Raw genomic sequence first — 26,272 nt, forward strand, 5'->3', positions numbered from 1 at the left:
CTGCTCATCGTCCTTCGGGTTCGTGGGTCAGCTCGGTGCGGGTCCGCCGCAAGGTGTCGCGTTCGGTCACTTCGTAGTAGGACATCGCAGTCAGCGGCGGCGAATACGCGTGCACGCTCAGCGTCGTCGACTCCGGCGCGGCGACGGTCGGGGCGCCGACGACATCGTGCACCCACCCCAGCGGGAACGCGGCCTGGTCTCCGGCATCGAGGCGGCGCCTATGCAGTCGCTCACCGTCCCAACGGAACTCGTGTAGCGCGCCGGAGAGCACGGTGAGCGCCCCCAGCGAGCCGCCGTGGTCGTGCAACTCCGTGGTGTGGCCCGGCACCCAGCTGATCAGCCAGACGTCGAGTTCGTCGTCGGCGTGCAGCCGGGTGAACCAACGCTGGTCGTCCGGTGGACCACCGGCCGGCAGCAGGTCGTTGAACTGACCGCGCAGCACCCGGTCGGCGTACTGGTCGGTGGTGTGCAGCAGATCGGGTAGCCGCAGCCGGGTGGGCGCCGAAACGGCTGGGGCGATGGACGGAAACGTGGCAAGTGAAGGGGCCGAGCCCGAGTAAGGCATGACGAGAACTTTCGAGGTTACGTGGACGAATTCGGTGGGCGGCTAGCGCCGACAACACTCCCGAAACCCGGACCACTGCGTCATGGCGGCCAGTGTTGCATAGATTGAGCCCATGCGCAGGTACCCAGGCCGTGCCCTGATGGCCGTCGCGGGCGCGGCTGTCGCGCTGGCGGCATGCTCGTCGGGCGGCGGTGACCACCAGACGTCGTCGACGACAACGCCGTCGAGCGGGGCGCAGCCGACGGCGGAGGCCGTCGGCCCGATCGGCGTGTCCCCCGGCGGTGTGACCACCAGAATCGACGTGCCGGCCGAGTCGACCGAAGAGCAGTACGGCCAGTCGTGCCTGGCTACCAAGGCGTGGATGGAATCCAAGGGCGGCGATCCGACCACCCTGGTGGAGCCGTTTCTCAAGGAGCTGCAGAACGGCACGATCGCCGGACCGGCGACGTTCAACAGCACCTGGGCACAGCTGTCGCCCGCACAGCGGGCCGCGGTGATCATCGCGGTGCGCGCAGCAGCCCAGGGTGGCTGTTAATTCCAATCACGGCTAGCAAAAATCTCCGGGTGATTGGGTAGGGTCGAACCGGGGAGCCCGAGGGGGTTGCGCAATGCTCGGCATACTGGCCAGGTTCACCGGCGCGGCGGTCGCCGGATTCGCAACGGTCGCCGCATTGACCGTGCCCACCGTCGACTACCAGCTCACCGCGACGGCACTCATCCTCAGCGGCAACGACTATCCCGTCATCGACGACGGGACCATGGCCGCGATCCTGGGCGGCTACTTCGGCAACGACACCCGGGTGAACATCTATTGGCCGGCTCAGACCTGGCCGGAATCCGGCTGGCAGTCGCTGACACTCGGCCAGTCGATCGCGGTGGGTGTCGACAACCTTGATGCCGCCATCCGTTCGACGCCGGGCCCCAAGGTCGCCGCCGGCATCTCGGGCAGCTCGCAGATCATCGACGAGGAGATGCGCAGACTGGCCAAGGACCCGAACGCTCCTGCACCCGAGGAACTTTCGTTCGTGGTGATCGGCGACGCCAACCGCAGCATGCTGCGCTCCTGGAACGGGTTGTACTTCCCCGGGCTCGATTACGTCCCGACCGTGCCAGTGACCCCCTACGACGTCACCGTGGTCACCGGCGAGTACGACGGCTTCGGGGACTGGCCGGATCGGCCGTGGAACCTGCTGGCCGACCTCAACGCTTTCGTGGGTACCGGCACCGTCCCCGGCTTCGGCTCGGTGCACTACGCCAGCATCTGGGCCGATCTGTCGGAGGTGCCGGCCAAGAACATCAGCAGCACGACGAACTCCCTGGGCGGCACCACAACGACCTACGTCGTCCCCACCGACGAGTTGCCACTGCTGCGCCCGCTGCACGATCAAGGGGTGCCGGAGAACGCGATCGCGACTCTCAACCGGATCCTCAAACCGATCGTGGACGCCGGCTACACCCGCAACGACGCGCGGTCCACCGGCCGGCTTCGCCACCACGGCAGCACCGCGGTGGCCGCAGCCACATCACAACCCAAGCGTGACGCAGCCCCCACCCGCTCGGTCGCCCACCTGGCGAAACGTTCGGCGCGCACCGGTTGATGCGCAGGCAGCAACAATCGATTTCTGCCAACCCCCCCTCAGTTCCTGCCAGCGGAATTATTTGCCTGACCTGCCGGTTTACACATTCGTACCGGCACGGAAACACCCGCCGGCAGGGAGAGATAGGAAAGATGGCACCACATTTGACCAAGTTCGGAATCGCGACCCTCATCGGTACGGCGATGAGCGCGGTCGTCATTGGCCTGGCCGCTCCGGCGGTCGCCGCCCCGGTCGGGCCCGGTGATGCCCGCGACACCAGCACAGTCGACTCGTTGGGCTACACGGTGGGCAACGACAAGCTCGGAACCATCGACGCGATCCAGCGCGACTAGCGGGGGCGCGACGGCGCGCAACCGACGACGGAAGGGCACCCCCAACGGGGTGCCCTTCCTCGTTGGGGTGCGGCGAGCAGAATGGACCCATGGCCGGACAATCCCCGACCGCCCGGGTGGCGTTGGCGCTCGGCAGCGGTGGTGCGCGGGGGTACGCGCACATCGGCGTCATCAACGAGCTGCGCAGCCGCGGTTACGAGATCGTGGGTGTCGCCGGCTCGTCGATGGGGGCATTGGTGGGGGGTCTGCACGCCGCCGGATCGCTCGACGAATTCTCGGACTGGGCAATGACATTGACCCAGCGGGCGGTGCTGCGCCTACTTGACCCGTCCATCACGGCCGCCGGTGTGCTTCGCGCCGAGAAGATTCTCGACGCGGTGCGCGACATTCTCGGTGAGGCCACGATCGAGAGCCTGCCGATCCCCTACACGGCAGTGGCCACCGACCTGATCGCAGGCAAGTCGGTGTGGCTGCAACGTGGGCCGGTCGACGAGGCGATCCGCGCTTCGATCGCGATACCCGGTGTGATCGCACCGCATGTGCTCGACGGCCGGCTGCTGGCCGACGGCGGCATCCTCGATCCGCTGCCGATGGCCCCGATCTCCGCGGTCAACGCCGACTTGACCATCGCGGTGAGCCTGTCCGGCGCCGATACCGGCGGCACGCAGGAGGAAGCCGCCGCCGGCACCGATGCCAGGTCCAGCACCGAATGGCTCAACAGATTGCTGCGCAGCACATCCGCGTTGCTGGACACCAACGCAGCCCGCAGCATCCTCGACACCCCGGCGGCCAAGTCGATGTTGAACCGGTTCGGCACCACGTTGGACGCGGACTCGGCCGACGACATCGAGCCCGGCAGCGAGGACCAGCTGGTGGACAGTCCGGGTGGGTCTGCCATCCCCAAGCTCGGCAGCTTTGCGGTGATGAACCGCACCATCGACATCGCGCAGGCCGCGCTGGCGCGTCATCAGATGGCGACCTATCCCCCCGACCTACTGATCGAGGTTCCCCGGACCTGTTGCCGCAGCTTGGATTTCCACCGCGCTGCCGAGATCATCGGGCTCGGGCGTGAACTCGCCGCCCAGGCCCTGGACGGCTACAACCACACCGCTTCGGGGATCGTCATCACGCCAGAAACTCCGTGACCGCGGCAGCCACCCGGCGGCCCTGCTCGCGGCCGGCGGCGGCCGAGGGGACCCGGCAGCGCGGGTCGAGCGGGTTGGGCCCGAACGCCGCAAGCGCCGCCCCGTCGGCGAAGACGGCGAAGGTGCGGGCGTCGAACGCGGCGATCTCGGCGGCGGTACCGCTGCTGAACGGCGAGGGCGCGTTCTGCCCCGCCGGCACCAGCACCACCGTGGTCGAACAGTCGTCGGCGACGGCGGTGTGGACCGCGCTGCTGACACCGCCGTCCATGTAGCGCCGGTCGCCGATGGTCACCGGCGGCCAGGTTCCGGGCACCGCGCAACTCGCGGCGACGGCGTCGACCAGCTCCACTCCCGACGCTGCGGTGAACACCACGAGTTCGCCGGTTGCGGTGTCGATCGCGGTGATTCGCAGGTCGCGGTCGGGCCAGGTGTGGTCGGGCAGGCGAGCTTCGATGACCCGCCTGCGCAGCGGCTCGGGCACGGTCGGGGTGTTCAGTGCGACCGCCCCGATGCTCCGCAGCTTGTCGACGACCTCACCAGGTTGCGACATCGCCGTCACGAAAAGTTCGGTGATCGCATCGATGTCGACCCCGGGGTCGAGCTCGGACGAGGCGTCGGCGACCTGACGTTCGTAGAGCTGCTCGAGCGAGGCCGAGCTGCTGATCTGCGCGGCAACGGTCGAGCCGGCCGAGGTACCGACCAGCACATCGGATTCGACCAGTGCCCGTGCGGTGCGCGGTGCTTCATCGGCGATTCCGCGCAGGATGCCGGTCTCCCACGCAATACCGGCGATCCCGCCACCCGCCAGGATCAGAGCCCGCTTTGCCCTCATGTCGTTCGAGTCTGCCAGCCTGGCGGCGTGGGATTCTGAACCGGTGGTGGATGTGGTGATCGCCGATGCCGAGGACCTGACGCACGATGACCTGCGGATCGCCGAAGCAGTGGTCCGGTCGGCGTTCGGGAACAGCTTCCGTTCTCACGACTGGCTGCACGGCGTCGATGGCACGCATGTGCTGGTGAAGGAGTCGGGCGAGCTGCTGGCCCACGCGTCGGTGGTGGCCCGTGTTCTGCGCTCCGACAGTGACGTCTTGGCCACCGGTTACGTCGAAAGCGTCGCAGTGCGTGCCGACCAGCAAGGCCGCGGTTTGGGCCGTGTGGTCATGGATCACGCCGAAGCGATCATCCGCGCGCAGCATCAGCTCGGCGCGCTCAATGCTGTCGAGAGCGCCGCGCCGTTCTACGCCGCCCGCGGCTGGCAGCTCTGGACCGGGCACACCCAGGCCGACTCCGCCGACGGTGTGGTCGACACCTATCACCCCGATGACCGGATATTCATCTTGCCAACGGCCGCGGCCGGTCGTCGGCTCTCGGCATCATCACCGCTGATCTGCGACTGGCGCGTCGGCGATCTCTGGTAGTTGGATCCGTTGGCCTCCTCACGATTCCCTACGCCCTCGATGACGGCGTAGTAACTCAGCGGCTTCGGCTTGATACGCATGCTCGGCCCAGCCCAGCGGCGTCGCCCCATGGCGCAGGTCAACCGCGTCTGGATCAGCACCCTCGTCGAGCAGCTGTCGGATCAGTCCCAGATCACCGCTCCAGGCCGCGTGGTGCAGCGCGGTGGCGCCGTCGTCGTCGCGGGCCAGCAGATCGAGTCGATCAGCGAAGCCATGTCCGGCGGCCCAATCGATTTGGCGCCGCCACATCTGGTCACGGGTTTCGATCGCCTCACCGAGCCGCCGTTCCCACGGGCTGGGCCCGGCCTCGGCGAGGCCGTGCTGGAAGAGGAGTTCGAGGTGGGAGTCGTCGGGGCGGAACATCCGGTTGTAGAGCGTCTGGTGGTCGACCGGGTGCGCACCGCGGGTCAAGAGCAGGCCGGCCAGCGCGGAGGCGAACCGGTGCCGCGGTTGGCGGCCCGGCCCCTGCTCGCCCTCGCCGAACACCCCGGTCAGTGCCGTGAACGGAGTCGCCATTGCGCGCCACAGGTAGCCGGCGTTGGGGTCGGCGCCGGCATCGAGTAGAACGCTGGCCGCGGCCAGGACCTGATCCTCGTTGTGCGGCAACGGCACTCGCGAATAGCACAGGTACAGCAGCGGTACCCAGCCGAAGGGCCCGCCCGCGGTGTTGGCCAGTTCCGGGCGAAGGCTGATCTGTCCGTGCAGCGCCGCCGGATCGGCTGCCGCGGCGGCAGCCCAGATATGACGTTGCGGCACATCGGGATTCGCCGCGATCAACTCGGCGGCGGCCCGCCATCGGGGCGGGGCGTCGGTGTGGTAGTAGCGCAGCGAAGCCAGCGCGCAGACCCGGTCGGCAGTGCCAATGGCGTGCTCGTCGACCGTGCTGGGGTCGACGGCCAGGTCCACGGCGATGTTCAGGTACCCGACCAACGCGGGCCAACCACTGAACCCGTAGCTGCGGGCGACGGTCAGTTGTGCGTCATGTAAGGCAAACCGTTCCAATGCAACGCCAGCGCTGGGATGGTGAGCTCGGACGACCGCAACGGCCCGTTGCTCACCCGATCTCAAATCGCGTTGCAGCGCACGAGCCTGCGCGCGCAGCCGATCGAGTGACGGGTTGTCGGGCAGGGTGCTGGCCATGACGGCCTCAGTCGGGTGGAGCGTGAAGAGCAGGGAGGCTGAGCCCCTTCGAGCGGACGTCGGGCGGTCCTGCGCGCCCGATCGCGACGCTACCAGCCCGGCGTCAGCGAGATCCGGTGTAGGCCCGCGCCACCCGGGTGACGAACTGGTAGACGCCGTCCTCGTCGGGCGCCAGCGGCCCGGGCCGGGCATGCGGCGAGCTCAGCCCACGCTGCACCGACTCGCACGCCGCCCAGTCCTGCCGGTTGGTCAGGTCCCAGAAATCCACCGCGTAGGAGGGGTCGAAATCCGGCTTCTCCAGTGCTTCCTTCGGGAACGACCACGCACATTCGACGTGGGTGCGGTCCACGGCCAACGGGGTCATCGTGTGGGTCATGACGTAATCGGGGTGCAGGCTGACCAGGAGGTTGGGGAAGCCCACCAGGTACATTACGGTGCGAAGCTCGTGCTCCGACAGCCCCTTGATCGCCACCCCGCCGCTGCGCCCACTCAGCGACATCGTCTCGGCCTCGTCGATCATGCTCATCCAGCCGCCCATCCAGTCGCCGGGCAGGTCGATGTTCTCGCCACTGGTGGGCGGGCTGATCTTGGACAGCTCGGGATGGATGGCCGCGCAGTGGTAGCACTCCTGGTAGTTCTCGACGATGACCTTCCAGTTGGTCTCCAGTTCATAGGAGTGCCGGGCGACCACGGTCAGCTCCTCCGGGCGGTACGGGCCGACAATGCCTTCCAGCCCGGCGACGTGCTGGTCGAAGTCGGCGTCGGTGCCGCTGGGGTCGACGAACAGATAACCGTGCCAATTGACCAGTCTCAGTTCGGTCAGGCCGAACTGGCCCGGCTCGAATCCCTCGGTGGCGTCGAAGCCGGGCGCCTTGCGCAGTTGTCCGTCGAGCTTGTAGGACCACGAGTGATAGGGACAGACGATGCCGCGTCGCTTGGCGCTGGCACCGCAGGCCAGCATCTCGTGGCCACGGTGCCGGCACACGTTGGCGAAGGCGCGCACCTGGTTGTCGTCGCCACGCACCAACAGGATCCCGTTCGGGCCGGATCCGACGGCCTTCTGCGCGCCGACACCGTCGAGGTCGGAGGCGTGGCCCACGCAGTGCCAGCCGGAGAAGATGTTGTGCTTCTCCCACTCGAAGACGGCCGGATCGACGTAGGCCTCCCGCGGCAGCATCCGCGACTGGCCGAACGGTGCGAGTGCGGCGGCGAGATCGTCGGCCGGTACCGGGGCGGGATACTGTTTGAACATACAGTCAGACTAGTCGCTGGGGCGCGACTGGTCCAGAGATGAGCACGACTCAGGCCTCGCCGGCGAACGCCGCGATGCCGCCGCCTGCGGTGTCATCACCGCGAGTCATACGCCGGTACACCAGATATCCGACCGTCACGGCGACCAACGCGAACACCAGCAGCAGCGTGGCCAGTGCGTTGAGCGCCGGGGTCGGCGCGGCTCGAGCGGTGTTGTAGATCTTCACCGACACCGGCTCGGTCGAGGAGTTTCCGGACAGGTAGCGCACCAGCACGAAGTCGTCGATGACGTCGGCGAACACCAGCACCGTGCTGGCGAAGATCGCCGGGACCAGCATCGGAACCGTCACCCGCCGCAGCGCCTCCATCGGTGAGGCACCCAAATCCATTGCCGCTTCCTCATATTGGTCGCCGATGGTGGCCAGCCTGGCCCGGACGAGCACCGCCGGGTAGGCGATCTGGAAGGTGATCAACCCGATCACCTGTGCCGAGGTACCCAACCCGATCGGCAGCGCCAAGGAGGTCATCACGAACAGCAGCGCGACGGCCAGCAGCACCTCGGGCACCACGAACGACACCAGCATCAGCATGTTGGCCCCGGCCGGCAACCGACCCCGCCAGCGGTCGATACCAATGGCAAACAGCACGCCCAGCGGCACGGTGATCACGGTGGTGATCACCCCGAGCTTCAGGGTCTGCAGCAGCGCGGTATGCAATGACGCGTCGTGCCAGACCGATCGGGTGGCGTCGCCCCAGTACCAGCGGAACGAGAAGCCCTGCCAGGTGGTGCGGGACTTACCGTCGTTGAACGAGAAGAGGATCGCGATGAGCACCGGCAGCAGTGACCACACCAGGTACCCCACGGTGACCGCCATCAGCACCCGCGGCGGACGCCACGGGTCTTTCCACCAGGCCAGCGGACCCCTCATGCCGCCCCCTCGCAGGCTCGGTCGCGCCATGTCCGCCCATGATTCGCTCCGCAAGCGTCGCTCATGTGGACACCTCGTCGCCGCGCGCGGTGACCCGCACGTAGTAGAACATCGGGACCACCGTCGCGATCAGCACCAGCATCACGAATGCCCCGGCCTGCCCGGTCTGACCGGGCGCCTGCACACTGTCGTTAATCAGGTTGCCGACCATCGCGGTCTTCGGGGAAGCCGAGAGCATGTCGGAGGTGAAGTAGTCGCCGAGCATCGGTAGACAGGTCAACAGCGCCGCTGCCACGATCGTGGGCCGGCACATCGGTAGCGTCACCCGCCAGAACGATTCGAATCGGTTGGCGCCCAGATCCCGGGCTGCCTCCAGCGTCGACTGCGGCAGCCGGTCCAGGCCGGCATACAGCGGCAGGATCATGTAGGGCACATAGCCGTACACCAGGCCCAGCACGACCACCACCGGCTGGCCGGTCAGCCAGTGCACGTTGACGTGAAACAGCCCGCCCAGGCTGAACACCCGGTTCACCAGGCCGTCATCTTGAAGCAGGTTGACCCAGGCCAGCATTCGCATCATGTAGCTGATCCAGAACGGCGCGATCAGCGCGGCCAGCAGCACGCCGGCCCACCGGCCCGACAGCCGTGCGGTGTAGTAGGCCACCGGGAACGCAATCACCAGACACAGCACGCTGGCCAGGACGACGTAGACGGCCGTGCGCAGCAACGCGGGCCCGAACACGCCGTTCTCGCCGACGATGTGGGTCAGGACGTAGTTGAACTGAGAGGGGTCCCACTCCAACGGGTTCCATACCGGCACGGGAGTGCGGAAGATCGGGTCGACCTGCCCGAAGACGATGGCCAGCACCACATAGAGCGGAGCCAGGAAGAACAGCAACAGCCAGATGACGCCGGGCATGGCCAGAGCGGGCCACAGCGCACTGGTGCGCTCCCGCCGCGATGGCGGCGCGGCAGGGGCGGGGGCCTCGGCGAGGCTCACTGGGGTCAGGACCCTCCGGCCTTGAAGCCACGCCAGACGTTGTGCCACGCGGCGTCGTTGGCGGCATCCAGTTCGAGCAGTCGATACCCGACGTCGAAGTATTCAGGTCGCACGATCGCCGACTTGAGGTTCTCCGGGACCAGTCCGTCGGACACCAGGGAATCGGGGTTGAGCGACACCTGCGGCGGCTGATACCCGATCTGCTGGAAATTCTGCTTGGCGACCTCGGTCTCCAACATGTGGTTGAGGAACAGGTGCCCCAGTACCGGGTTCTTGCCACCGCGCAGCAGCACGATCAGGTCGTTGTCCACCAACCCCTTGCCGTCGGCGGGGAACCAGTAGCGCAAGATGTCGGGTTGGGTTCCCTCCGGCAGGTAGTTGACGGCGTTGATGATGTCCCCGGACCACATCTGCGACAGGCTGATCTGGCCGGCGGGCAGGTCGCTGTACATCGTGACGGTGACCTTCGGTGAGGTCGCCGACACCAGCGCCGTCAGCTCGTCACCGAGCTTCTTGAGGTCGTCGGCCGAGGAGGTGTTGACATCGGTGATGCCGAGCTTGAGCAGCACCATGGCCATCGCGGTGTGCCAGTCGTCGATGACGGCGGTCTTGTTCTTGTAAGCGGGATCCCACAGTGCGGCATAGGGATTGGCCTGCGCACCGATGTCGGCTGGCACCTGATCGGTTCGCCAGCCGAGCCCGGTGGTGTAGACGGTGTAGGGAACGGTGTAGCGCCATTCCTGGTCGTACCACGGGTTGGCGAAGAACGGCCAGACGTTCTTGATGTTGGTGATGTAGCTGTGATTGAGCGGACGGACCAGTCCCCCGGTCACCAGCCGGCTGATCTGGTCGTAGCTCGGGAAGAACAGGTCGTAGTCGACGTTGCCGCCACGGATCTTGGTCAGCGCTTCGTCGGTGTCGTTGAACGTCGACACCTGCACCTTGACGGCGTACCGATCCTCGAAGGACTTCAACGCATCCGGGGCGATGTAATCGGCGTAGCTGTAGAGCTGCAGCGTCGCACCCTTCTCGGGGGCGAGCCCGTCGGCGATCGGCTGGTTGTCGCCCGCGATGTCCCACTTGACCGGATTCTGCGGCGACGCGATCTTCAGCGTCGGTGCCGAAGTCGACTGTCCCCCTTTGGAACACGCGTCGAGAAAGGCCACGAGCGCGGGGGTTCCAGCGGCCAGCAGCGCGGCCCGCTGCAGGAACTGTCGCCGATTCGGGCCGGGTCCGTTGGGTGCTGGCATCCGCGCCTCCGTGGTTTCAAGTCTTGTAGCTCCTTGGACTCTGACATAGACTGAACGCTCAGTCAATAGCTGCGCCAGCGCTTTTTCGCAGGTCCGCTGGACAATCGAGTGGAGGTTTTCCCGTGGCTTCGTCGATTATCGAGAGCCCGGTTCACGACGCGGTCGATCAGTTGATCACCGACGAGGAGAGGGTGTTCTTGGCGCGCCAGCCGCGCAGCGCCGAAATGATCTCCCGCGCAGGCGAATACCTCGCCGGCGGCGCGACCTCGAACTGGCAGATCGCCCAACCCCAGGCCGTATGGATGAGTCACGGCGCAGGCTCGAAGGTCTACGACGTCGACGGTAACGAATATGTCGACATGCACGGCGGTTACGGGGCTTCCATCGCCGGGCACGCGCACCCCGCCATCGTCGAGGCGGTCAGCCGACAGGTTCGCCGCGGCACCCATTTCGCCCAGCCCACCGAGGACGCGATCTGGATCGCCGCCGAACTCGCTCGCCGGTTCGACCTGCCGCTGTGGCGCTTCGCCAACTCGGGCACCGAGGCCACCATGGATGCCGTGCACCTGGCTCGCTGCGTGACCGGGCGGGATCTGATCATCAAGGTCGAAGGCTGCTACCACGGCCATCATGACTCGGTCGAGGTCTCGGTGCTGCCCGAGGCCGACCAGGTGGGCCCCCGCGACCATCCCATCGGCGTGCCCGGCAACAGCGGCATCCCCGCCGCGATCCGCGACCTGGTCGTCGTGGTGGGATTCAACGATCCCGATGCGGTGGCGCGCGCACTGGCCGAGCACCGCGGCCAGGTGGCCGCGATGATCGTGGAACCGGTGATGATGAACGCCGGCATCATCCCCCCCGACGACGGATATCTGGCCGCCATTCGAGACCTTCTCCACGCCGCCGGGGCGCTGCTGATCTACGACGAGGTCAAGACCGGCTTCACCACCGGCCCGGGCGGCGTCACCGCTATGACTGGTGTTGTTCCCGACATTGTTTGTCTGGCAAAGGCTTTGGGTGGCGGAATCGCTGTGGCCGCGATCGGTGGAACGACTGCGGTGATGTCGGCGATCGCCGACGGGCGCTACGAGCAGGTGGGCACCTTCAACGGCAATCCGTTGGCCATGGCCGCCACCCGTGCCACCCTTTCCGAGGTGCTCACCCCGGCTGCCTACGCCAAGATGACCGATCTTGCGGCCCGGTTGCGCGGCGCTTTGGAAGCGACAACGGCCGAACACGGTTACGGTTGGCACGTGGTCAGCGTAGGAGCCAAGGGTTGCGTGACGTTCAAGCGCGAGCCCGTCCGCGACTTCCGCGACTTCCTCCAGATCGACGACCGATTGGGCCACCTGCATTGGCTCATGCAACACAATGGCGGGGTCTTCCTTCCGCCATGGGGCAAGGTGGAGCAATGGTTGCTGTCTGTTCAGCACGACGAGGCCGATGTCGACCGTTTCGCCGCGAACTTCGCCCGGCTAGCCCAGGCGGTGGCGAGCTGACCGGCTGCTGTCAGGACGCCCGCCGGTGACCGGCGGCGCGATCCGGCTGCATCAGCTGGCGAAGTCGTTCGAGGGAGTCCCCGCCGTCACGGGTATCGACCTGGATATCCCGGCCGGCCAGTTCTACTCGCTGCTCGGAGCCTCCGGGTGCGGCAAGACCACCACCCTGCGGATGATCGCGGGATTCGAGAAGCCGGACTCGGGGCGCATCGAGCTCGACGGCCGCGATGTCGCACAGGATCCGCCGCACAAACGTCCCGTCAACACCGTCTTCCAGACCTACGCACTGTTCCCCTTCATGAGCGTGTGGGACAACGTTGCCTTCGGTTTGCGCTACCAGAAGACTCCGAAGGACGAGATCAAGCGTCGGGTAGGAGAGGCACTCGAGCTGGTGCGGATGAGTGGGTTCGCCAAGCGACGGCCCACCCAGCTCTCCGGCGGCCAGCAGCAGCGCGTCGCGCTGGCGCGCGCGCTGGTGCTGGCACCGCGGGTGCTGCTGCTCGACGAACCGCTGGGTGCGCTGGATGCCAAGCTGCGCAGGCAACTTCAGCTCGAGCTGCGCGCCGTGCAACGCGAGGTCGAGATCACCTTCGTCTACGTGACCCACGACCAGGACGAGGCGCTCACCATGAGCGACCAGATCGCCGTTCTGGCCGAGGGCAGGGTCGAGCAGGTCGGTCCGCCGCAGGAGATCTACTCCGCCCCGGCGACCACGTATGTGGCCGGATTCCTCGGTGCGGCAAATATTTTCGACGCCGATGTGCTGGAATGTGCCGACGGCGCGGCGGTGTGCTCCGCGCTGGCGACGCGCCTGGGTGCGGCGGTGGACAGCTCATGCCGGCCCGGGCCAGCGGCCATCGTGATCAGGCCGGAGCGGATCACGCTGCAGGCCCCCGCGGACCCGGTATCCCCGGGACACAACGCGATCAGCGGCACGGTGGCCCAGGTGGTCTACCACGGCGCGTCGACCCAGGTCCACGTCAACATCGGCGAACCCACCGCACTCGTCGTCGACGTACCCAACCAATCCGGACCGAACTCGGTCGGCTACTCCGCGGGGATGTCGGTCACCTGCGTGTGCACCACGGACGCGGTCCGGGTGCTGGCCCGCAGCACGGCGGCGGTCGTCAAAGATCCCGCCGCAGAACTGATCGCCGGGCCGGTGGACGCGCTCAGCGCCAACTGAGACAACTCAGCGCGAGCGCCTGCCGCTGCCCGCGGCGACCGGGCGCCGCTTCTCGCGCGGCAGGTTCAGCTCCCGCTCGGCGAATCGCATCGCGATGTCATAGGCAACGTTCGAGTCGACTTCCGGATCCTCCAGGGCCACCTGGATCGACAGCCCGTCGAGCAGTGCGGAGAATTCCAGGGCGAACATGCGCGGATCGACGTCGGAATCCAGCTCGGCCGACTCCACCGCGTCGACGATCATCCGCCGCCAGCGCGCGTCGAGTTCGACCCGGCCGGCCTTGACCTCGTCGTGCCGGAACGCCTGCGCCCACAGGTCGAACCACAGGCCCCACGCGCCGGGGATCTCGTGGTGCGCTCCCGGAGCCGCCGGGCCGGCGACATCAGGCCCCGGGACGCAGGTCCACTGGATCAACAGAGACAACCGGTCGCGCAACACGGGCACCTCGGCGAGCATCCGCTCGGCGGCCTCGTAGAACGACTCCTCGGAATAGCGCAGGGCGTCGACGAGCAACCGATCGCGGGTACCGAAGTAATAGATCACCAACGCCGAGCTGACCCCCGCCCGTTTGGCGACATCGGAGATGCGGGTCTCGGAGAAGCCGCGCTCACAGACGAGCTCTGCTGCGGCGCGCAACATCTGGACTCGCCTCGCCTCGTTGTTCTCGGTCGCGGGTGCGGGTTCGGCCATCGTGTCGTACTCCCCTCGGCGGTGCCTGCGCTGGCACTTGTTGAAAGCCTAACACTTGGTTAGATTGAACAGTCAGTCAAAGATGCCCGCTCGGGGCGAACGAAAGTGGGGCGCCATGTCGAACACCTACGACGCCATCGTCATCGGCGGCGGGCACAACGGGTTGGTATCAGCGGCCTACTTGGCCCGCTCGGGTGCGCGGACCGTGGTGCTGGAGGCGCGCGGGGCGCTCGGCGGCGCGGCCACCACCGAGGCGCCCTGGGAGGATGCGCCGCACCTGCGGGTGACCCGGCTGTCCTACGTGATGAGCCTGATGCCGCCGACGATCGTGCGCGATCTGAGCCTGGAGCGCCACGGTTACAAGGTGCATCCGATGGGCCCGTACTACCAGGCGTTTCCCGAGGGTGGGTCGCTGATCATCTACGAGGACGACCCGGCCCGCACCCACGAGCAACTGGCCAAGTTCTCCAAGAAGGACGCCGACGCGTGGCCGAAGTGGAACGCCTGGCTGGAGGGCATCGCCGACGTGATGGGGCCGCTGCTGACCCAGGTACCGCCCAACATCGGATCGCACAAGCCCTCGGATCTGCTCGACCTGGCCAAGCTGGCATGGGGGCAGCGCGGCATCACCACCCGGCTTACCGCCGACATCACCCGCCTGCTGACGATGAGCATCGCCGACCTGCTCGACGATTGGTTCGAATCACCGCAAATCAAAGGCGCGTTGGCGGTCAACGGGGTGATCGGAACCTGGGCCGGCCCGTACGAGCCCGGTACCGCCTACGTCATGGCTCACCACTCGATCGGTGACGTCGGCGACGGCCAGCTCGGCAGCTGGGGCTACCCCGAGGGTGGCATGGGCGCGGTGTCGGAGGCCATCGCCCGCTCGGCACGCAGCTTCGGGGCCGAAATCCGGACCAACGCACGGGTATCGCGCACGCTCGTCCGCAACGGCCGTGTCGAGGGCGTGGTGCTGGACAACGGCGACGAGATCCGGGCGCCGTTGGTCGTCACGACGCTGCACCCGCGGATCGCCTTCCTGGACCAGATTTCGCGCCACGAACTGCCCGAGGACTTTGTCTGCGACATCGAACACTGGAAGTCGCGCAGCGGCGTGGTGAAGATCAACCTGGCGCTGGGCGAATTGCCGAGCTTCACCGCCGATCCCAGCAGCGGCATCGCCGAGCACCTCACCGGCTCGGTGGAGATGGCCCCGACCATGGACTACATCGAGGCCGCGTTCCAGGACGCGCGCGCCGGCCGTCCGGCGCTGGCGCCGTTCAGCGACGGCGTCATCCCCACCACGCTGGACAAGACGCTCAATCCCGATGGCACCCACATCATGTCGCTGTTCACCCAGTGGGTGCCCGCGCAGTGGGCCGACGAACCGCACACCGAGGAGCTCGAGGCCTACGCCGACCGGCTGATCGACCTCTACGACGAGGTGGCGCCGGGCTTCAAGGGCTCGATCCTGCACCGCGACGTCGTCGGCCCGCACGAGATGGAGGTCGAGTACGGGCTCATCGGCGGCAACATCTTCCATGGCGAGCTGTCGCTGGAGCAGCTGTTCCACATGCGGCCGGCACCGGGATTCGCCGACTACCGCACCCCGATCGCCGGCCTGTACAACGGCAGCTCGGCCACCCATGCCGGCGGCGGGGTCTGCGGCATCCCGGGCTGGCAGGCCGCCAAGGCCGCGCTGGCCGACAAGAAGCGCAGCGAGCACCGGCTGCTCTCGAAGCTGGGTCGGCGCTCCTGACCGGGATGAACGCGGTCGCCGCGATGCTCGGTGCCCGATCGGTGGCCCTGGTGGGCGCCAGCCCGCGCCCCGGCAGCTTCGGGGAGCGGATGATCATCGAGGCCCGCCGCAGCTCCGCGCGCATGCATCTGGTCAATCCGCGCTACCAGCAGATCGACGGCGTCCCCTGCGCCCCCGCGCTGGCCGCTCTCGACGAACCGGTCGACCTGGTCCTGCTCGGCGTTCCCGACGTCGCCCTGCTTTCGCAGTTGCAGGCGGCCGCGGCGATCGGCGCGCGCTCGGCGGTGATTTTCGGCTCCGCCCACGGCAGGCACCTGCGCGAGGCGGTCACCGCCACCGCCACCGAGGCCGGGATGGCGGTGTGCGGCGCGGCCTGCATGGGCTTCGTGAACAACGCCACCGGCCTGCGGGCGTTGGGCTATCTGGAGCCCGATCCCCTTCCGGCCGGCGGGGTTTCGCTGGTGACGCACTCCGGGTCGGCGTTCTCCACCCTCCTGCGCACCGGTCGCGGTTTCGGGTTCCGCCTGGCCGTCTCCTCGGGTCAGGAATTGGTGACCGACACCGCCGACTACCTCGACTACATCCTCGAGGACCCGCACACCACGCTGATCGCGCTGCTGCTGGAGACTCCTCGGTCGGTGGGCCGGCTGCGGGCGGGGCTGCTTCGAGCCGCGCAGCGCGGCATCCCGGTGGTGATCCTGCCGGTCGGCCATTCCCCGCGCGGGCGGGCCATGGTCGCCGCGCACTCCGGGGCGCTGGCCGGTGACGCCGCCGGCTGGGAAGCGTTCTGTGCCGCCACCGGCGCGGTCCGCGTCGCCGATATGACCGAGTTCGTGGACACCATCGAGCTTTTCGAGGCGGGCCGGCGCCGCCGTCCTGGTACGCACGGCATCGCCACGGTGCACGACTCGGGTGCCGAGCGCGCGTTGTGCGCCGACCTTGCGCACGATCTCGGCGTGGACTTCACTGAACTCGCCGGGCCGACGCTTTGCGCGATCGGAGAGCTGCTCGATGAGGGACTGGCCCCCGGCAACCCCCTCGACGTGTGGGGAACCGGGGCCGACACCCGCGAGCTGTTCGGCGGTTGCCTGGGGGCAATCGTCGCCGATCCGGGTGTCGCGGTCACCGCGCTGGCCATCGATCTGGTGACTGAGTACGACGGTGACACCGCCTATGCCGACGCCGCCATCGATGTCGCGGCCACCACCGACGCCCCGCTGGCGGTGCTGGCGTCGGTGGCCTCCGCCGTCGACCATGCCACCGCTGAACGGCTGCGCGGCAAGGGCATTCCGGTGCTCGAGGGTGCCCGCAGCGGGATCGCGGCGCTGGGTCATCTGGCGCGCTGGCCGCTACCGGTTCCGGCCGGGGCACCGCCGCCCGACGATCGCCGCACCCAGCGGTGGTCGACGCCGACGGTGTGGGACGCCCCCACCGCGTTCGAGCTGCTCGCCGACTACGGCATCCCGGTGACGCGGTCGCGGGTCGCGCGCGATGTCACCGAAGCGCTGGCCGCCGCGGAGGCCGTCGGGTACCCGGTGGCGGTGAAGACCCTTGGCGCCCAACACAAGAGCGATGTCGACGGGGTGATCCTCGATGTCGCCGATCAGGAATCGGTGCGGAGCGCCTACCGCAGTATCGCCGAGCGGCTGGGGCCCGAGGTCAGCATCGACGCGATGGCTCCTGCCGGAGTGGAGATCTCGGTCGGGATGGTGCGCGACGAGAACTTCGGGCCGCTGATCGTCGTAGCCGCCGGTGGCACGCTGGTGGAGTTGCTGGCCGACCGCGCGGTGGCCTGTCCGCCACTGACCCGGGAGTCGGCATGCGCGATGCTGAGGTCGTTGCGCACCGCCCCGCAGCTGGCGGGGTGGCGTGGCGCGCCGCCGGTCAACATCGACGCGCTTGCGGATGTGATCGTCGGATTCGCCCAACTGGCAATCGAACTCGGCGAGCACCTCGACGCAGTGGAGGCAAATCCGGTCATCGCCTCCCCCACCGGTGTGGTGGCCGTCGACGCATTGGTGATACCGCGCGGCCGTTAGGCGGGAAGGGCCGCTGCCGGGTTGTCCAGTAGCGGGGCGAACGCCAACTCGGCCGCCCCGATCATCAGCACCTCCGCACCCAGTGTCGCGGGCACGACCCGCACCAGTTCGTGCGCCGCGCGCAGGCTGTGCCGGGCCATCTCGGCGGACAGTACGTCGCCGGCCAGCTCGGGGAACACCCGCAGGAAGCCACCGAGCACGATCAGTCCCGGGTTGAGCATGTTGACCGCGTTGCCCAGTGCGATCCCCAGATACCGCGCCTGCCCTTCGACGCTCGTGCCGGTCTGGCTGACCTGAGTCTCCAGGCAGCCGACATTGCCGCAGTGGCAGTGTCCGTCGCCGCCGACGTAGGTGTGGCCGAGTTCGCCGGCGTAACCGGCCAGTCCGTGCAGCGGTTCGCCGGCCACCACGAACCCCGCACCGATGCCGCCGGCACCGCCGTTGACGTAGATCATGTGGTCGGCATTGTGATGACGGCCGAAGATGTGTTCGGCGATGGCTCCGGCGTTGGCGTCGTTGGCGGCGAACACCGGCAGACCCGTCGCCACCGTGAGCAGCTGGCCGAAGTCGGCGTCATGCCACTCCAGGTGCGGCGCCAGCTGTACCGCCGAGCCGCCGTGCACCAGCCCCGGTACCGCGGCACCGATCGCGACGATGCTGCATCCCGGCTCCAGCTCCGAGCGCAGCTGTTCGACGGCGCCCGCCGCGATGGCCACCGCGGCTTCGGCGGTGGGTGCACCGTCGGTGGGATAGCGCCGTGTCGCCAGCACCATGCCACCCAGCCCAACCAAACCCACTGTGATGGCGTCGATTTCGGGGTTGACGGCGACGCACAAAGTCTTGGCCTGCGGACACACGATCGGGCTCGGGCGGCCGACCTGGGTGGCCGGCGCGGCCTGGACCTCGGCGACCAGGCCGAGCGCGACCAGTTCCTCGACCAGATCCTTGACGGTGGAGCGGGACAACCCGGTCCGGCGGGTCAGCTCGGCACGGCTGAGCGCCCGATGCCGGTGGACGAGGGTCAACACTCCGGACAGGTTTCGCCGCCGGACATCGTCGGTGCTGGTGCCGATTCTCGCTGCACGGGTCACCAGAGCCACCTTTCCGCTTTTCGGCCCGCCTGCCGGCCACAAGCATTGACAGTGGCGCACGCCACATCTTATGTTCGGAATTAGAACAAATCTAGGTCAGGAGTTCGCCATGTCCGTCCTCGAGTCGAGTGCCCCCGCCGCGGAGCTGACCGCCCAGCCGTCCGACAAGTTCTCCTTCGGCCTGTGGACCGTCGGATGGACGGCCAACGACCCGTTCGGGGTCGCCACCCGCCCACCCCTGGATGCAGTCGAGGCGGTCGAACGCCTCGCCGAGCTCGGCGCGTACGGACTGACGTTCCACGACGACGACCTGTTCCCGTTCGGCTGCACCGAGGACGAGCGCCGACGCGCCATCGATCGACTCACCGCCGCACTGCGGGCCACCGGCCTCGTCGTACCCATGGTCACCACCAACCTGTTCACCCAACCCGTCTTCAAAGACGGCGCGTTCACCAGCAACGATCGCGCGGTCCGGCGGTTTGCGCTACGCAAGACCCTGCGCAACATCGACCTGGCCGCCGAGCTGGGCGCCCAGACGTTCGTGCTCTGGGGCGGTCGGGAGGGCAGCGAGTACGACAGCGCCAAGGACGTCCGGGCCGCGCTGGAGCGCTACCGCGAGGCAATGGACCTGCTGTGCCAGTACGTGCTGGACAACGACTACACCCTGCGGTTCGCCATCGAACCCAAGCCCAACGAGCCCCGTGGCGACATCCTGCTGCCGACTGTCGGGCACGCTCTGGCATTCATCGAGACCCTGGCCCAGCCGCACCTGGTCGGCGTCAACCCGGAGACCGGGCACGAACAGATGGCCGGACTCAACTTCATGCACGGCATCAGCCAGGCGCTCTACAGCGGCAAGCTGTTCCACATCGACCTCAATGGTCAGCGCGGCATCAAGTTCGACCAGGACCTCGTGTTCGGGCACGGCGATCTGGCCAATGCGTTCGCCCTCGTGGACCTCCTGGAGAACGGCGGACCGGACGGATCGCCCGCCTACACCGGCCCGCGACACTTCGACTACAAGCCCAGCCGGACCGAGGACATCGAGGGCGTCTGGACATCGGCGGCGGCCAACATGCGGATGTACCTGCTGCTCAGGGAGCGCGCGACGGCGTTCCGCGCCGACCCCGAGGTCGCCGAGGCCCTGGCCGCGGCCCGGGTAGACGAGTTACGCACGCCCACCCTCAACCCCGGGGAGACCTACCGGGACCTGTTGTCAGACCGCTCCGCCTACGAGGACTTCGACGCCGAATCCTATTTCGGTGGAAAGGGTTTCGGATTCGTGCGGTTGCAGCAGCTGGCGGTCGAGCACCTCATGGGTGCTCGATGACCCCGACAAGCGCCACCACCCCGGACGTGACGCACCGAAGGAAGGCGATCGACATGAAGACACTGCGCGCCCTGACGTTCGCCGTGGTGGCCTGCACCGCGCTGACGCTGACCGCCTGCGGGGGCGGGGGCAGTGGCGGCGGACAGGCCCAGAACGGCAAGATCGGCGTGATCCTTCCCGACACCAAGTCCTCGGTGCGCTGGGAGACCAAGGACCGCCCCGCACTGGAGGCCGCGTTCACCGCCGCTGGAATCCCGTATTCGATCCAGAACGCCGAGGGCTCGGCCGACAAGATGGCGACGATCGCCGACGGCATGATCGCCGACGGTGTCACCGTGCTGGCCATCGTCAACCTCGACTCCGACAGCGGCGCGGCCATCCAGCAGAAGGCGGCCACGCAGGGGGTCAAGACTATCGACTACGACCGGCTGACGCTGGGCGGCTCGGCCGATGCCTACATCTCCTTCGACGGCACCAAGGTCGGTGAGCTTCAGGGTCAGGGCCTGGTCGACTGCCTGGCGGGCAAACCGTCGAATGTGTTGTTCCTCAACGGTTCTCCTACCGACAACAACGCGACGCTGTTCACCACCGGGGCCCACTCGGTCGTCGACAAGACCCCGTCGATCACCATCACCGGCGAGCAGGCGGTGCCGGACTGGGACAACGACAAGGCGGTCACCATCTTCGAACAGATGTACACCGCCGCCGACGGCAAGGTCGACGGCGTATACGCCGCCAACGACGGGCTGGCCGGATCGGTGATCTCGATCCTGCAGAAGAACCACCGCGCCGGGCAGGTGGCCGTCACCGGCCAGGACGCCACCGTCGAAGGGCTGCAGAACATCCTGGCCGGCACCCAGTGCATGACGGTGTACAAGTCGGCCACCGAGGAGGCCAACGCGCTCGCCGACGCCGCCATCGCGTTGGTCAAGGGCAGCCAGCCCAAGACCAACTCAACCTCGCGCGACGACAAGGGCAAGCGCGATGTGCCCTCGGTTCTGCTGACCCCGAAGTCGATCACCAAGGACACCGTCGGTCAGGTATTCGCCGACCAGGGCCAGTCCAAGGACGAGGTGTGTACCGGGCAGTTCGCCGCCATGTGCAGTGCAGCCGGGTTGTAGGCCACCATGCCCGAACCCATCCTCGAGCTACGGGCCGTCAACAAGAGTTTCGGTGTCGTGCACGTACTTCACGACGTCGACTTCCAGGTGTATCCCGGCGAGGTGACCGCGTTGGTCGGCGATAACGGCGCCGGGAAATCGACCCTGGTGAAGACGATCGCCGGAATCCACCCGATCGACAGCGGCAGCTACCTGTTCGAGGGCAGGGCGGTCACCGTGCATGGCCCCAATGACGTTGCAGCCCTGGGTATCGAGGTCGTCTACCAGGACCTGGCACTGTGCGACAACCTCGACATCGTGCAGAACATGTTCCTCGGGCGGGAGATCATCCGACGCGGTGTACTCGACGAGGCACGGATGGAGACCCTGGCCCGTGAGGCGTTGACTTCGCTGTCGGTGCGCACCATGGCCTCGGTACGCCAGACGGTCTCGAGTCTGTCCGGTGGCCAACGCCAGACCGTTGCCATCGCCAAGTCGGTGCTGTGGAACTCCAAGGTGGTGTTGCTCGACGAGCCGACCGCCGCCCTGGGGGTGGCCCAGACCCGCCAGGTGATCGACCTCGTGCGCCGGCTGGCCGATCAGGGTTTGGGCGTCGTGCTCATCTCACACAACCTGGCCGACGTCTTCGAGGTCGCCGACCGGATCTGCGTGCTGTACCTGGGCCGGGTCGCGGCCGAAGTCATGACCTCGGAGGTCACCCACAGCCAGGTCGTCGAACTCATCACCGCCGGTCGTTCGGGCAGCCTCGGGCTCGCCCCGGCCGAGGCCGCTCAGTCGATGTGAAGGAACACCGGATGACCACTGTGAGCCCCAAACCCAAAACCGAACTCGCGGAGTCGGATTTCGCCGCCGACGCGCGCTCGGAGGAGACCTTCTTCGATGCCGCGCGCGGCTACGCCCGACGGGTCCGCGGCGGGGACATGGGATCACTGCCCGCGGTGCTGGGGCTCATCGTGTTGTTCGTCGTGTTCGGGTTGGCCAACGAGCGGTTCACCTCCGCGCTCAACCTGGCCAACCTGGTCACCCAGGCCGGTTCCATCTGCGTGCTGGCCATGGGGTTGGTGTTCGTGCTGCTGCTCGGCGACATCGACCTGTCGGCGGGAGTGGCCGGCGGAGTGTCGGCATGTGCGATGGCCTTGGCGATCGCCGGCCACGGCTGGCCGTGGTGGGCGGGTGTGCTCGCCGGGGTGGTATCCGGCGCGCTGATCGGGCTCGTCATCGGCATGCTGCGGGCCAAGCTCGGGATCCCGTCTTTCGTTGTGACACTTGCCTTCTTCCTCGGGCTCCAGGGGGTGACCCTCAAGCTGATCGGCGAAGGCGGATCGGTTCGGGTGGACGACCCCGTCATCCGCGGTATCACGATCAGCAACATGTCGGTGCCGGCGGGCTGGGTCTGTGCGGTGCTGATCGTCGTCGGTTTCGCCGCGCTCGAGTTCTACCGCTACCGCAGCAAGGTGGCCCTGGGCCTGCACCATGCACCGTTGGGTGTGGTGGCGACGCGCACCGCCGCGGTGGCGGCGGTCATCGTCGGGGTCACCTACCTGATGAACGTCAACCGCAGCGTCAACCCCCGCGTCGAGATCCGCGGAGTGCCCTATGTACTCCCGCTTGTCGCGGTGCTGCTGATCGCGTGCACGTTCGCCCTCACCCGCACCGCCTACGGCAGGCACATCTATGCCGTCGGGGGTAACGCCGAAGCCGCCCGTCGTGCCGGCATCAGTGTCGACCGGATCCGGATTTCGGTGTTCGTGGTCTGCTCGTCGCTGGCGGCGCTCAGTGGGATCATCGCCGCGTCCTACGGTGGCAAGGTATCGGCGTCCTCCGGTGCGGGAAACACGCTGTTGTACGCGGTGGGCGCGGCGGTGATCGGCGGCACCAGTCTGTTCGGCGGACGGGGCCGAGCCCTGGACGCGGTCATCGGCGGCGTGGTGGTGGCGACGATCGCCAACGGGCTCGGCCTGCTCAACCAGTCGTCGTACATCAACTTCCTGGTCACCGGCGCAGTGCTGCTGCTGGCGGCAAGCGTCGATGCCATCTCCCGGCGGCGTCGCTCAGCGACGGGCGTGGGCTGAGCACACCCGCTCAGAATCAGAAGATGGCGTAGGCCTTGCGCAGGGTTTCGTGGATCACCCAGGTGCCGGTCCAGCCCAGCGGGAAGACGGCCAGATCGCCGGCGCCGACCTCGCTGGGTTCGCCGCCGTCGGGGGTGACGGTCATCCGGCCGGAGACCACATAGATGACCTCGTTGGTCTCGAGTGTCCAATGCGACGGACCGGGCTCGCACTGCCAGATGCCACCGGACTTTTCCCCGTCGGCCCACACCTCAAGGCCGTGGGTTGCCATCGGGTGGTCGGTGGCCTCCTCCAGCGGACCCCAGTCCTCCAGTTCGGCGTCGGCGGCATTGGCCAGGACGGCGGTGAGCACAGCAGCGGTCATTCGAAAACCCTTCGTTGTCAGGCGTGTTCGGGAAAAGGCAGGGAAATCGGCTCCGGCGTCAGGCGGCTGTTGCCGTCGGCGTCGAAACGGTCCAGTCCGAGGTCGGTCAGATCGAGCCAGCCGCACTCCCCGGTGAGGGTGAGGTCGGCGGCCGCCTCGGCAACCGCCGGGCCCCACATCATGCCGTGCCCGGCCGGGCTGGCCACCACCGTGCCGTCTATCGCACCGTCGTCGGTGAGCAACGGGCCCAGGATCGGCAGATGGTCGTTCGTGTAGTCGATCGTCGCGGCCCACGTGCGGCGCAGGCCCAAGCCACGCACCGGCGGAAAGAGCGCCTCGATGCGGGCGCGTGCCTTCTCGTAGTAGGCCCAGTCGAACTCGCTCGCCTCGCCCGGCTGCTCCTCGGGATTGCTCATCCCCCACAGCACGCCACCGAATTCCCCTGGCCGCCAATAGATTCCCTCGCTGACATCGAAGACCATCGGCAGGTCGTCGATATCTGCACCGCGCAGCGGCTCGGTGACTACCACCTGGTGGCGGGTTCCCCCGGCCGGTATCCGGCCGCCGGCCCGCGCGCCGACATCGCCCAGCAGCGGCCCGCCGGTGAGTACCACCCGGCTGGTCTCGATGAGCCCGTCGGCGGTGTCGACACCGATGACGTGGCCGTTGGCCACCCGCAGGCCGGTGAAGGCGCACCGCTCACGCACGACGACGTTGTGGGCGGTCAGCGCCGCGGCGTAGGCCAGCACGTTGCGCGGCGCGTTGATGTAGCCGTCGCCGGGCGCATAGGAACCGCCGAGCGTCACCCCCGGTGCCATCCCGGTGTCGCGGCCGTCGATGTCAGAGCCGGAGAGCCATTCCACGTCGAGTCCGAGCGTGCGCTGCAATGCGATCCGCTCGTGGGCCTGGGCCACCTCGGCCTCGGTGAAGCACGGCATCAGGTAGCCCTGTGCGACGAAGCCGCAGTCGAGTGGATAGCGCTCGCCGCTGGTGGCGTAGAACTGCTGGCTGCGCAGGCCGAGTCGGATGGCGGTCTCGGTGCCGCCCTGCGCGCGGACCATGCCCGAGGCGCGACTGCTGGCGCCGTCGCCGAGCGTCCGGGCCTCGAGCAGCACGACGCGGCCGGCGCCGCGCTCGGCAAGCTGTACCGCCGTCCAGGACCCGACGGTGCCACCACCGACCACCACGACGTCCGCACTGATGCTGGTCATACCTCAAGACGGTGGCATAGACTGAACGCTCAGTCAATAGCATCCAGGGAGCGGAGAACGCGGCGAATGTACGGGTTGACAGCCGAAGACCTACGGATCCGGGACACCGCCCGCGAGTTCGTCGAGACCCTGATCCCCTATGAGGCCGAGGCCGAGGCCGCCGGCGGCCACCTACCCAAGGAACTGACCGCCGCCCACCACGCCCGCGCCATCGAGCTGGGCCTGTACGCCACCAACATGCCCACATCGGTCGGCGGTCCGGGATTCACGGCGCTACAACAGGTTCTGGTCCAGGAGCAGGTCGGCCGGGTCACGAACGCAATCGCCTGGGTCATGCACACCCCGCCGCAGTGGTGGGCCGACGTGGCCACCGACTACCAGAAGCAACGCTGGCTGCTGCCCGCGGTGCGCGGCGAGAAGCACGAGGCCTACGCGATCACCGAGGAGTTCGCCGGCTCGGATGTCTCCGCGCTGGAGACCACCGCCCGCCTCGACGGTGACGAGTACGTCATCAACGGAATCAAGTGGCATGTCACGTCCTACAACCTCGCCGACTACGTCTTCGTCCAGGCCGTGCTGGTCGGCGGCGCGCACGAGGGCGACCACGTCTTGCTGGTCGTGGACCTGCCCTGGCCGGGCGTGGAAGTCGTACGCACACCGCACTATTCGCACAACATTCCCGACGAGCACCCGATCGTGTCGTTCACCGACGTCCGGGTGCCGGTCAGCCATCTGGTCGGCGCCGAGGGTGAGGGCATGACGTTCACCCAGGACTGGTTCCGTTTCGAGCGCCTCATGGTCGCATCCCGCTGCGTGGGTGCCGCGCAACGGCTGGTCGACGAGGTGACCGCGTTCGCCAAGGATCGGATCGTCGATGGCAAGCCGCTCGGCGAGCACCAGCTGGTGGCCGGCATGCTCGCCGACAGCGCCACCGAACTCTTCGCCGCCCGCAGCCTGCTCTACGAGGTAGCTCGCGGCATCGACGCCGGCCTGGACCGCAAGGCACTTCACGGTCAGGCGTCAATGGCCAAGCTGTACTGCTCGGAGATGGCCGGCCGGGTCGCCGATCGCGCCGTGCAGATCTTCGGCGGCCGCGGTTACATGCGCGAGAACGTCGCCGAGCGGATGTTCCGCGAGCTGCGCGTCGAGCGGATCTGGGAGGGCGCCAGCGAGATTCAGCGCATCATCATCGGCCGTCAGCTGATGCTGCGCGGCCCGCAGGCGGTGCTCGAACCGCACTGAC

25 protein-coding genes are annotated in these 26,272 nt (G+C 67.8%); 14 read left to right on the forward strand and 11 right to left on the reverse strand.

The window, feature by feature from the left end:
• Positions 1–4: 4 nt before the first annotated feature.
• Positions 5–565, reverse strand: a complete 561-nt coding sequence (locus ADBZ9K_RS10995; protein WP_526620200.1) for a cysteine dioxygenase — start codon at positions 563–565, stop codon at positions 5–7.
• 112 nt (positions 566–677) lie between these two features.
• Between ADBZ9K_RS10995 and lpqV the strand changes: the two genes are divergently transcribed.
• From lpqV to ADBZ9K_RS11015, 4 genes are all read left to right on the forward strand, one after another.
• A complete protein-coding gene (lpqV, locus tag ADBZ9K_RS11000; RefSeq protein WP_526620201.1) occupies positions 678–1,100 on the forward strand; it encodes a lipoprotein LpqV in 423 nt (140 codons plus the stop codon).
• A 73-nt stretch (positions 1,101–1,173) separates the two neighbouring features.
• Positions 1,174–2,163, forward strand: coding sequence for a PE-PPE domain-containing protein (locus ADBZ9K_RS11005; RefSeq protein WP_526620202.1), 990 nt, complete (start codon positions 1,174–1,176; stop codon positions 2,161–2,163).
• A gap of 131 nt (positions 2,164–2,294) precedes the next feature.
• Positions 2,295–2,495: a hypothetical protein gene (locus tag ADBZ9K_RS11010; RefSeq protein WP_526620204.1), complete on the forward strand. Its 201-nt coding sequence runs from the start codon at positions 2,295–2,297 to the stop codon at positions 2,493–2,495.
• A gap of 89 nt (positions 2,496–2,584) precedes the next feature.
• A complete protein-coding gene (locus ADBZ9K_RS11015) occupies positions 2,585–3,640 on the forward strand; it encodes a patatin-like phospholipase family protein (protein ID WP_526620206.1) in 1,056 nt (351 codons plus the stop codon).
• Here ADBZ9K_RS11015 and ADBZ9K_RS11020 read toward each other — a convergent pair.
• Positions 3,621–4,472: a patatin-like phospholipase family protein gene (locus ADBZ9K_RS11020; RefSeq protein WP_526620207.1), complete on the reverse strand. Its 852-nt coding sequence runs from the start codon at positions 4,470–4,472 to the stop codon at positions 3,621–3,623. The two genes, ADBZ9K_RS11015 and ADBZ9K_RS11020, sit on opposite strands and share 20 nt — an antisense overlap.
• On the opposite strand from ADBZ9K_RS11020, the gene ADBZ9K_RS11025 reads away from it, so the two are divergent.
• Positions 4,471–5,058, forward strand: a complete 588-nt coding sequence (locus ADBZ9K_RS11025) for a GNAT family N-acetyltransferase (RefSeq protein ID WP_526620209.1) — start codon at positions 4,471–4,473, stop codon at positions 5,056–5,058. The two genes, ADBZ9K_RS11020 and ADBZ9K_RS11025, sit on opposite strands and share 2 nt — an antisense overlap.
• 18 nt (positions 5,059–5,076) lie before the next feature.
• Here the strand turns inward: ADBZ9K_RS11025 and ADBZ9K_RS11030 are convergent, their stop codons facing one another.
• The 5 genes from ADBZ9K_RS11030 to ADBZ9K_RS11050 all read right to left on the reverse strand — a co-directional run bounded on the left by ADBZ9K_RS11030 (position 5,077) and on the right by ADBZ9K_RS11050 (position 10,667).
• Positions 5,077–6,237 (reverse strand): ankyrin repeat domain-containing protein, encoded by a 1,161-nt coding sequence (locus tag ADBZ9K_RS11030; RefSeq protein WP_526620210.1) that lies wholly within the window; start codon positions 6,235–6,237, stop codon positions 5,077–5,079.
• A 103-nt stretch (positions 6,238–6,340) separates the two neighbouring features.
• Positions 6,341–7,489, reverse strand: coding sequence for an aromatic ring-hydroxylating oxygenase subunit alpha (locus ADBZ9K_RS11035; RefSeq protein ID WP_526620212.1), 1,149 nt, complete (start codon positions 7,487–7,489; stop codon positions 6,341–6,343).
• 49 nt (positions 7,490–7,538) lie between these two features.
• Positions 7,539–8,417 carry an ABC transporter permease gene (locus tag ADBZ9K_RS11040; RefSeq protein WP_526620214.1) on the reverse strand — a complete coding sequence of 293 codons (879 nt, stop codon included), beginning with the start codon at positions 8,415–8,417 and terminating at the stop codon, positions 7,539–7,541.
• A 61-nt stretch (positions 8,418–8,478) separates the two neighbouring features.
• Complete coding sequence (locus ADBZ9K_RS11045) at positions 8,479–9,417, reverse strand: ABC transporter permease (protein ID WP_526620216.1); 939 nt, start codon at positions 9,415–9,417, stop codon at positions 8,479–8,481.
• A 5-nt stretch (positions 9,418–9,422) separates the two neighbouring features.
• On the reverse strand, positions 9,423–10,667 hold the full coding sequence (locus tag ADBZ9K_RS11050) for a polyamine ABC transporter substrate-binding protein (RefSeq protein WP_526620217.1): 1,245 nt from the start codon (positions 10,665–10,667) through the stop codon (positions 9,423–9,425).
• Between the two features lie 122 nt (positions 10,668–10,789).
• On the opposite strand from ADBZ9K_RS11050, the gene ADBZ9K_RS11055 reads away from it, so the two are divergent.
• Both ADBZ9K_RS11055 and ADBZ9K_RS11060 read left to right on the forward strand, forming a co-directional pair.
• Positions 10,790–12,166 (forward strand): aspartate aminotransferase family protein, encoded by a 1,377-nt coding sequence (locus tag ADBZ9K_RS11055; RefSeq protein ID WP_526620219.1) that lies wholly within the window; start codon positions 10,790–10,792, stop codon positions 12,164–12,166.
• Positions 12,167–12,191: 25 nt separating this feature from the next.
• Positions 12,192–13,352 (forward strand): ABC transporter ATP-binding protein, encoded by a 1,161-nt coding sequence (locus ADBZ9K_RS11060; protein WP_526620221.1) that lies wholly within the window; start codon positions 12,192–12,194, stop codon positions 13,350–13,352.
• 6 nt (positions 13,353–13,358) lie between these two features.
• Here ADBZ9K_RS11060 and ADBZ9K_RS11065 read toward each other — a convergent pair whose 3' ends face one another.
• Entirely contained in the window at positions 13,359–14,042 is a 684-nt protein-coding gene (locus ADBZ9K_RS11065) for a TetR/AcrR family transcriptional regulator (protein WP_526620223.1), read from the reverse strand.
• Positions 14,043–14,157: 115 nt separating this feature from the next.
• On the opposite strand from ADBZ9K_RS11065, the gene ADBZ9K_RS11070 reads away from it, so the two are divergent.
• Complete coding sequence (locus ADBZ9K_RS11070; protein WP_526620225.1) at positions 14,158–15,801, forward strand: phytoene desaturase family protein; 1,644 nt, start codon at positions 14,158–14,160, stop codon at positions 15,799–15,801.
• A gap of 5 nt (positions 15,802–15,806) precedes the next feature.
• The gene (locus ADBZ9K_RS11075) at positions 15,807–17,840 is read left to right on the forward strand and encodes an acetate--CoA ligase family protein (protein ID WP_526620226.1); all 2,034 of its coding nucleotides are present in this window, start codon (positions 15,807–15,809) and stop codon (positions 17,838–17,840) included.
• On the opposite strand, the gene ADBZ9K_RS11080 is transcribed toward ADBZ9K_RS11075, so the two are convergent.
• Complete coding sequence (locus ADBZ9K_RS11080; RefSeq protein WP_526620228.1) at positions 17,837–18,931, reverse strand: ROK family protein; 1,095 nt, start codon at positions 18,929–18,931, stop codon at positions 17,837–17,839. The two genes, ADBZ9K_RS11075 and ADBZ9K_RS11080, sit on opposite strands and share 4 nt — an antisense overlap.
• A 109-nt stretch (positions 18,932–19,040) precedes the next feature.
• Between ADBZ9K_RS11080 and xylA the strand changes: the two genes are divergently transcribed.
• The 4 genes from xylA to ADBZ9K_RS11100 are packed head-to-tail and all read left to right on the forward strand — an operon-like array spanning position 19,041 to position 23,454.
• On the forward strand, positions 19,041–20,261 hold the full coding sequence (xylA, locus tag ADBZ9K_RS11085) for a xylose isomerase (RefSeq protein WP_526620229.1): 1,221 nt from the start codon (positions 19,041–19,043) through the stop codon (positions 20,259–20,261).
• Positions 20,262–20,314: 53 nt separating this feature from the next.
• On the forward strand, positions 20,315–21,382 hold the full coding sequence (locus tag ADBZ9K_RS11090; RefSeq protein WP_526620910.1) for a sugar ABC transporter substrate-binding protein: 1,068 nt from the start codon (positions 20,315–20,317) through the stop codon (positions 21,380–21,382).
• A gap of 6 nt (positions 21,383–21,388) precedes the next feature.
• Entirely contained in the window at positions 21,389–22,165 is a 777-nt protein-coding gene (locus ADBZ9K_RS11095; RefSeq protein ID WP_526620231.1) for an ATP-binding cassette domain-containing protein, read from the forward strand.
• An 11-nt stretch (positions 22,166–22,176) separates the two neighbouring features.
• On the forward strand, positions 22,177–23,454 hold the full coding sequence (locus ADBZ9K_RS11100) for a sugar ABC transporter permease (RefSeq protein ID WP_526620233.1): 1,278 nt from the start codon (positions 22,177–22,179) through the stop codon (positions 23,452–23,454).
• A 16-nt stretch (positions 23,455–23,470) separates the two neighbouring features.
• Here the strand turns inward: ADBZ9K_RS11100 and ADBZ9K_RS11105 are convergent, their stop codons facing one another.
• Positions 23,471–23,818, reverse strand: coding sequence for a cupin domain-containing protein (locus ADBZ9K_RS11105; protein ID WP_526620234.1), 348 nt, complete (start codon positions 23,816–23,818; stop codon positions 23,471–23,473).
• A 17-nt stretch (positions 23,819–23,835) separates the two neighbouring features.
• Positions 23,836–25,029, reverse strand: coding sequence for an NAD(P)/FAD-dependent oxidoreductase (locus ADBZ9K_RS11110; RefSeq protein ID WP_526620236.1), 1,194 nt, complete (start codon positions 25,027–25,029; stop codon positions 23,836–23,838).
• Between the two features lie 66 nt (positions 25,030–25,095).
• Here ADBZ9K_RS11110 and ADBZ9K_RS11115 point away from each other — a divergent pair, with 66 nt between their 5' ends.
• Entirely contained in the window at positions 25,096–26,271 is a 1,176-nt protein-coding gene (locus tag ADBZ9K_RS11115; protein WP_526620237.1) for an acyl-CoA dehydrogenase family protein, read from the forward strand.
• The last annotated feature ends 1 nt before the right edge of the window (position 26,272 follow it).

It is taken from the genome of Mycobacterium sp., assembly GCF_965229265.1.
Classification (GTDB): domain Bacteria; phylum Actinomycetota; class Actinomycetes; order Mycobacteriales; family Mycobacteriaceae; genus Mycobacterium.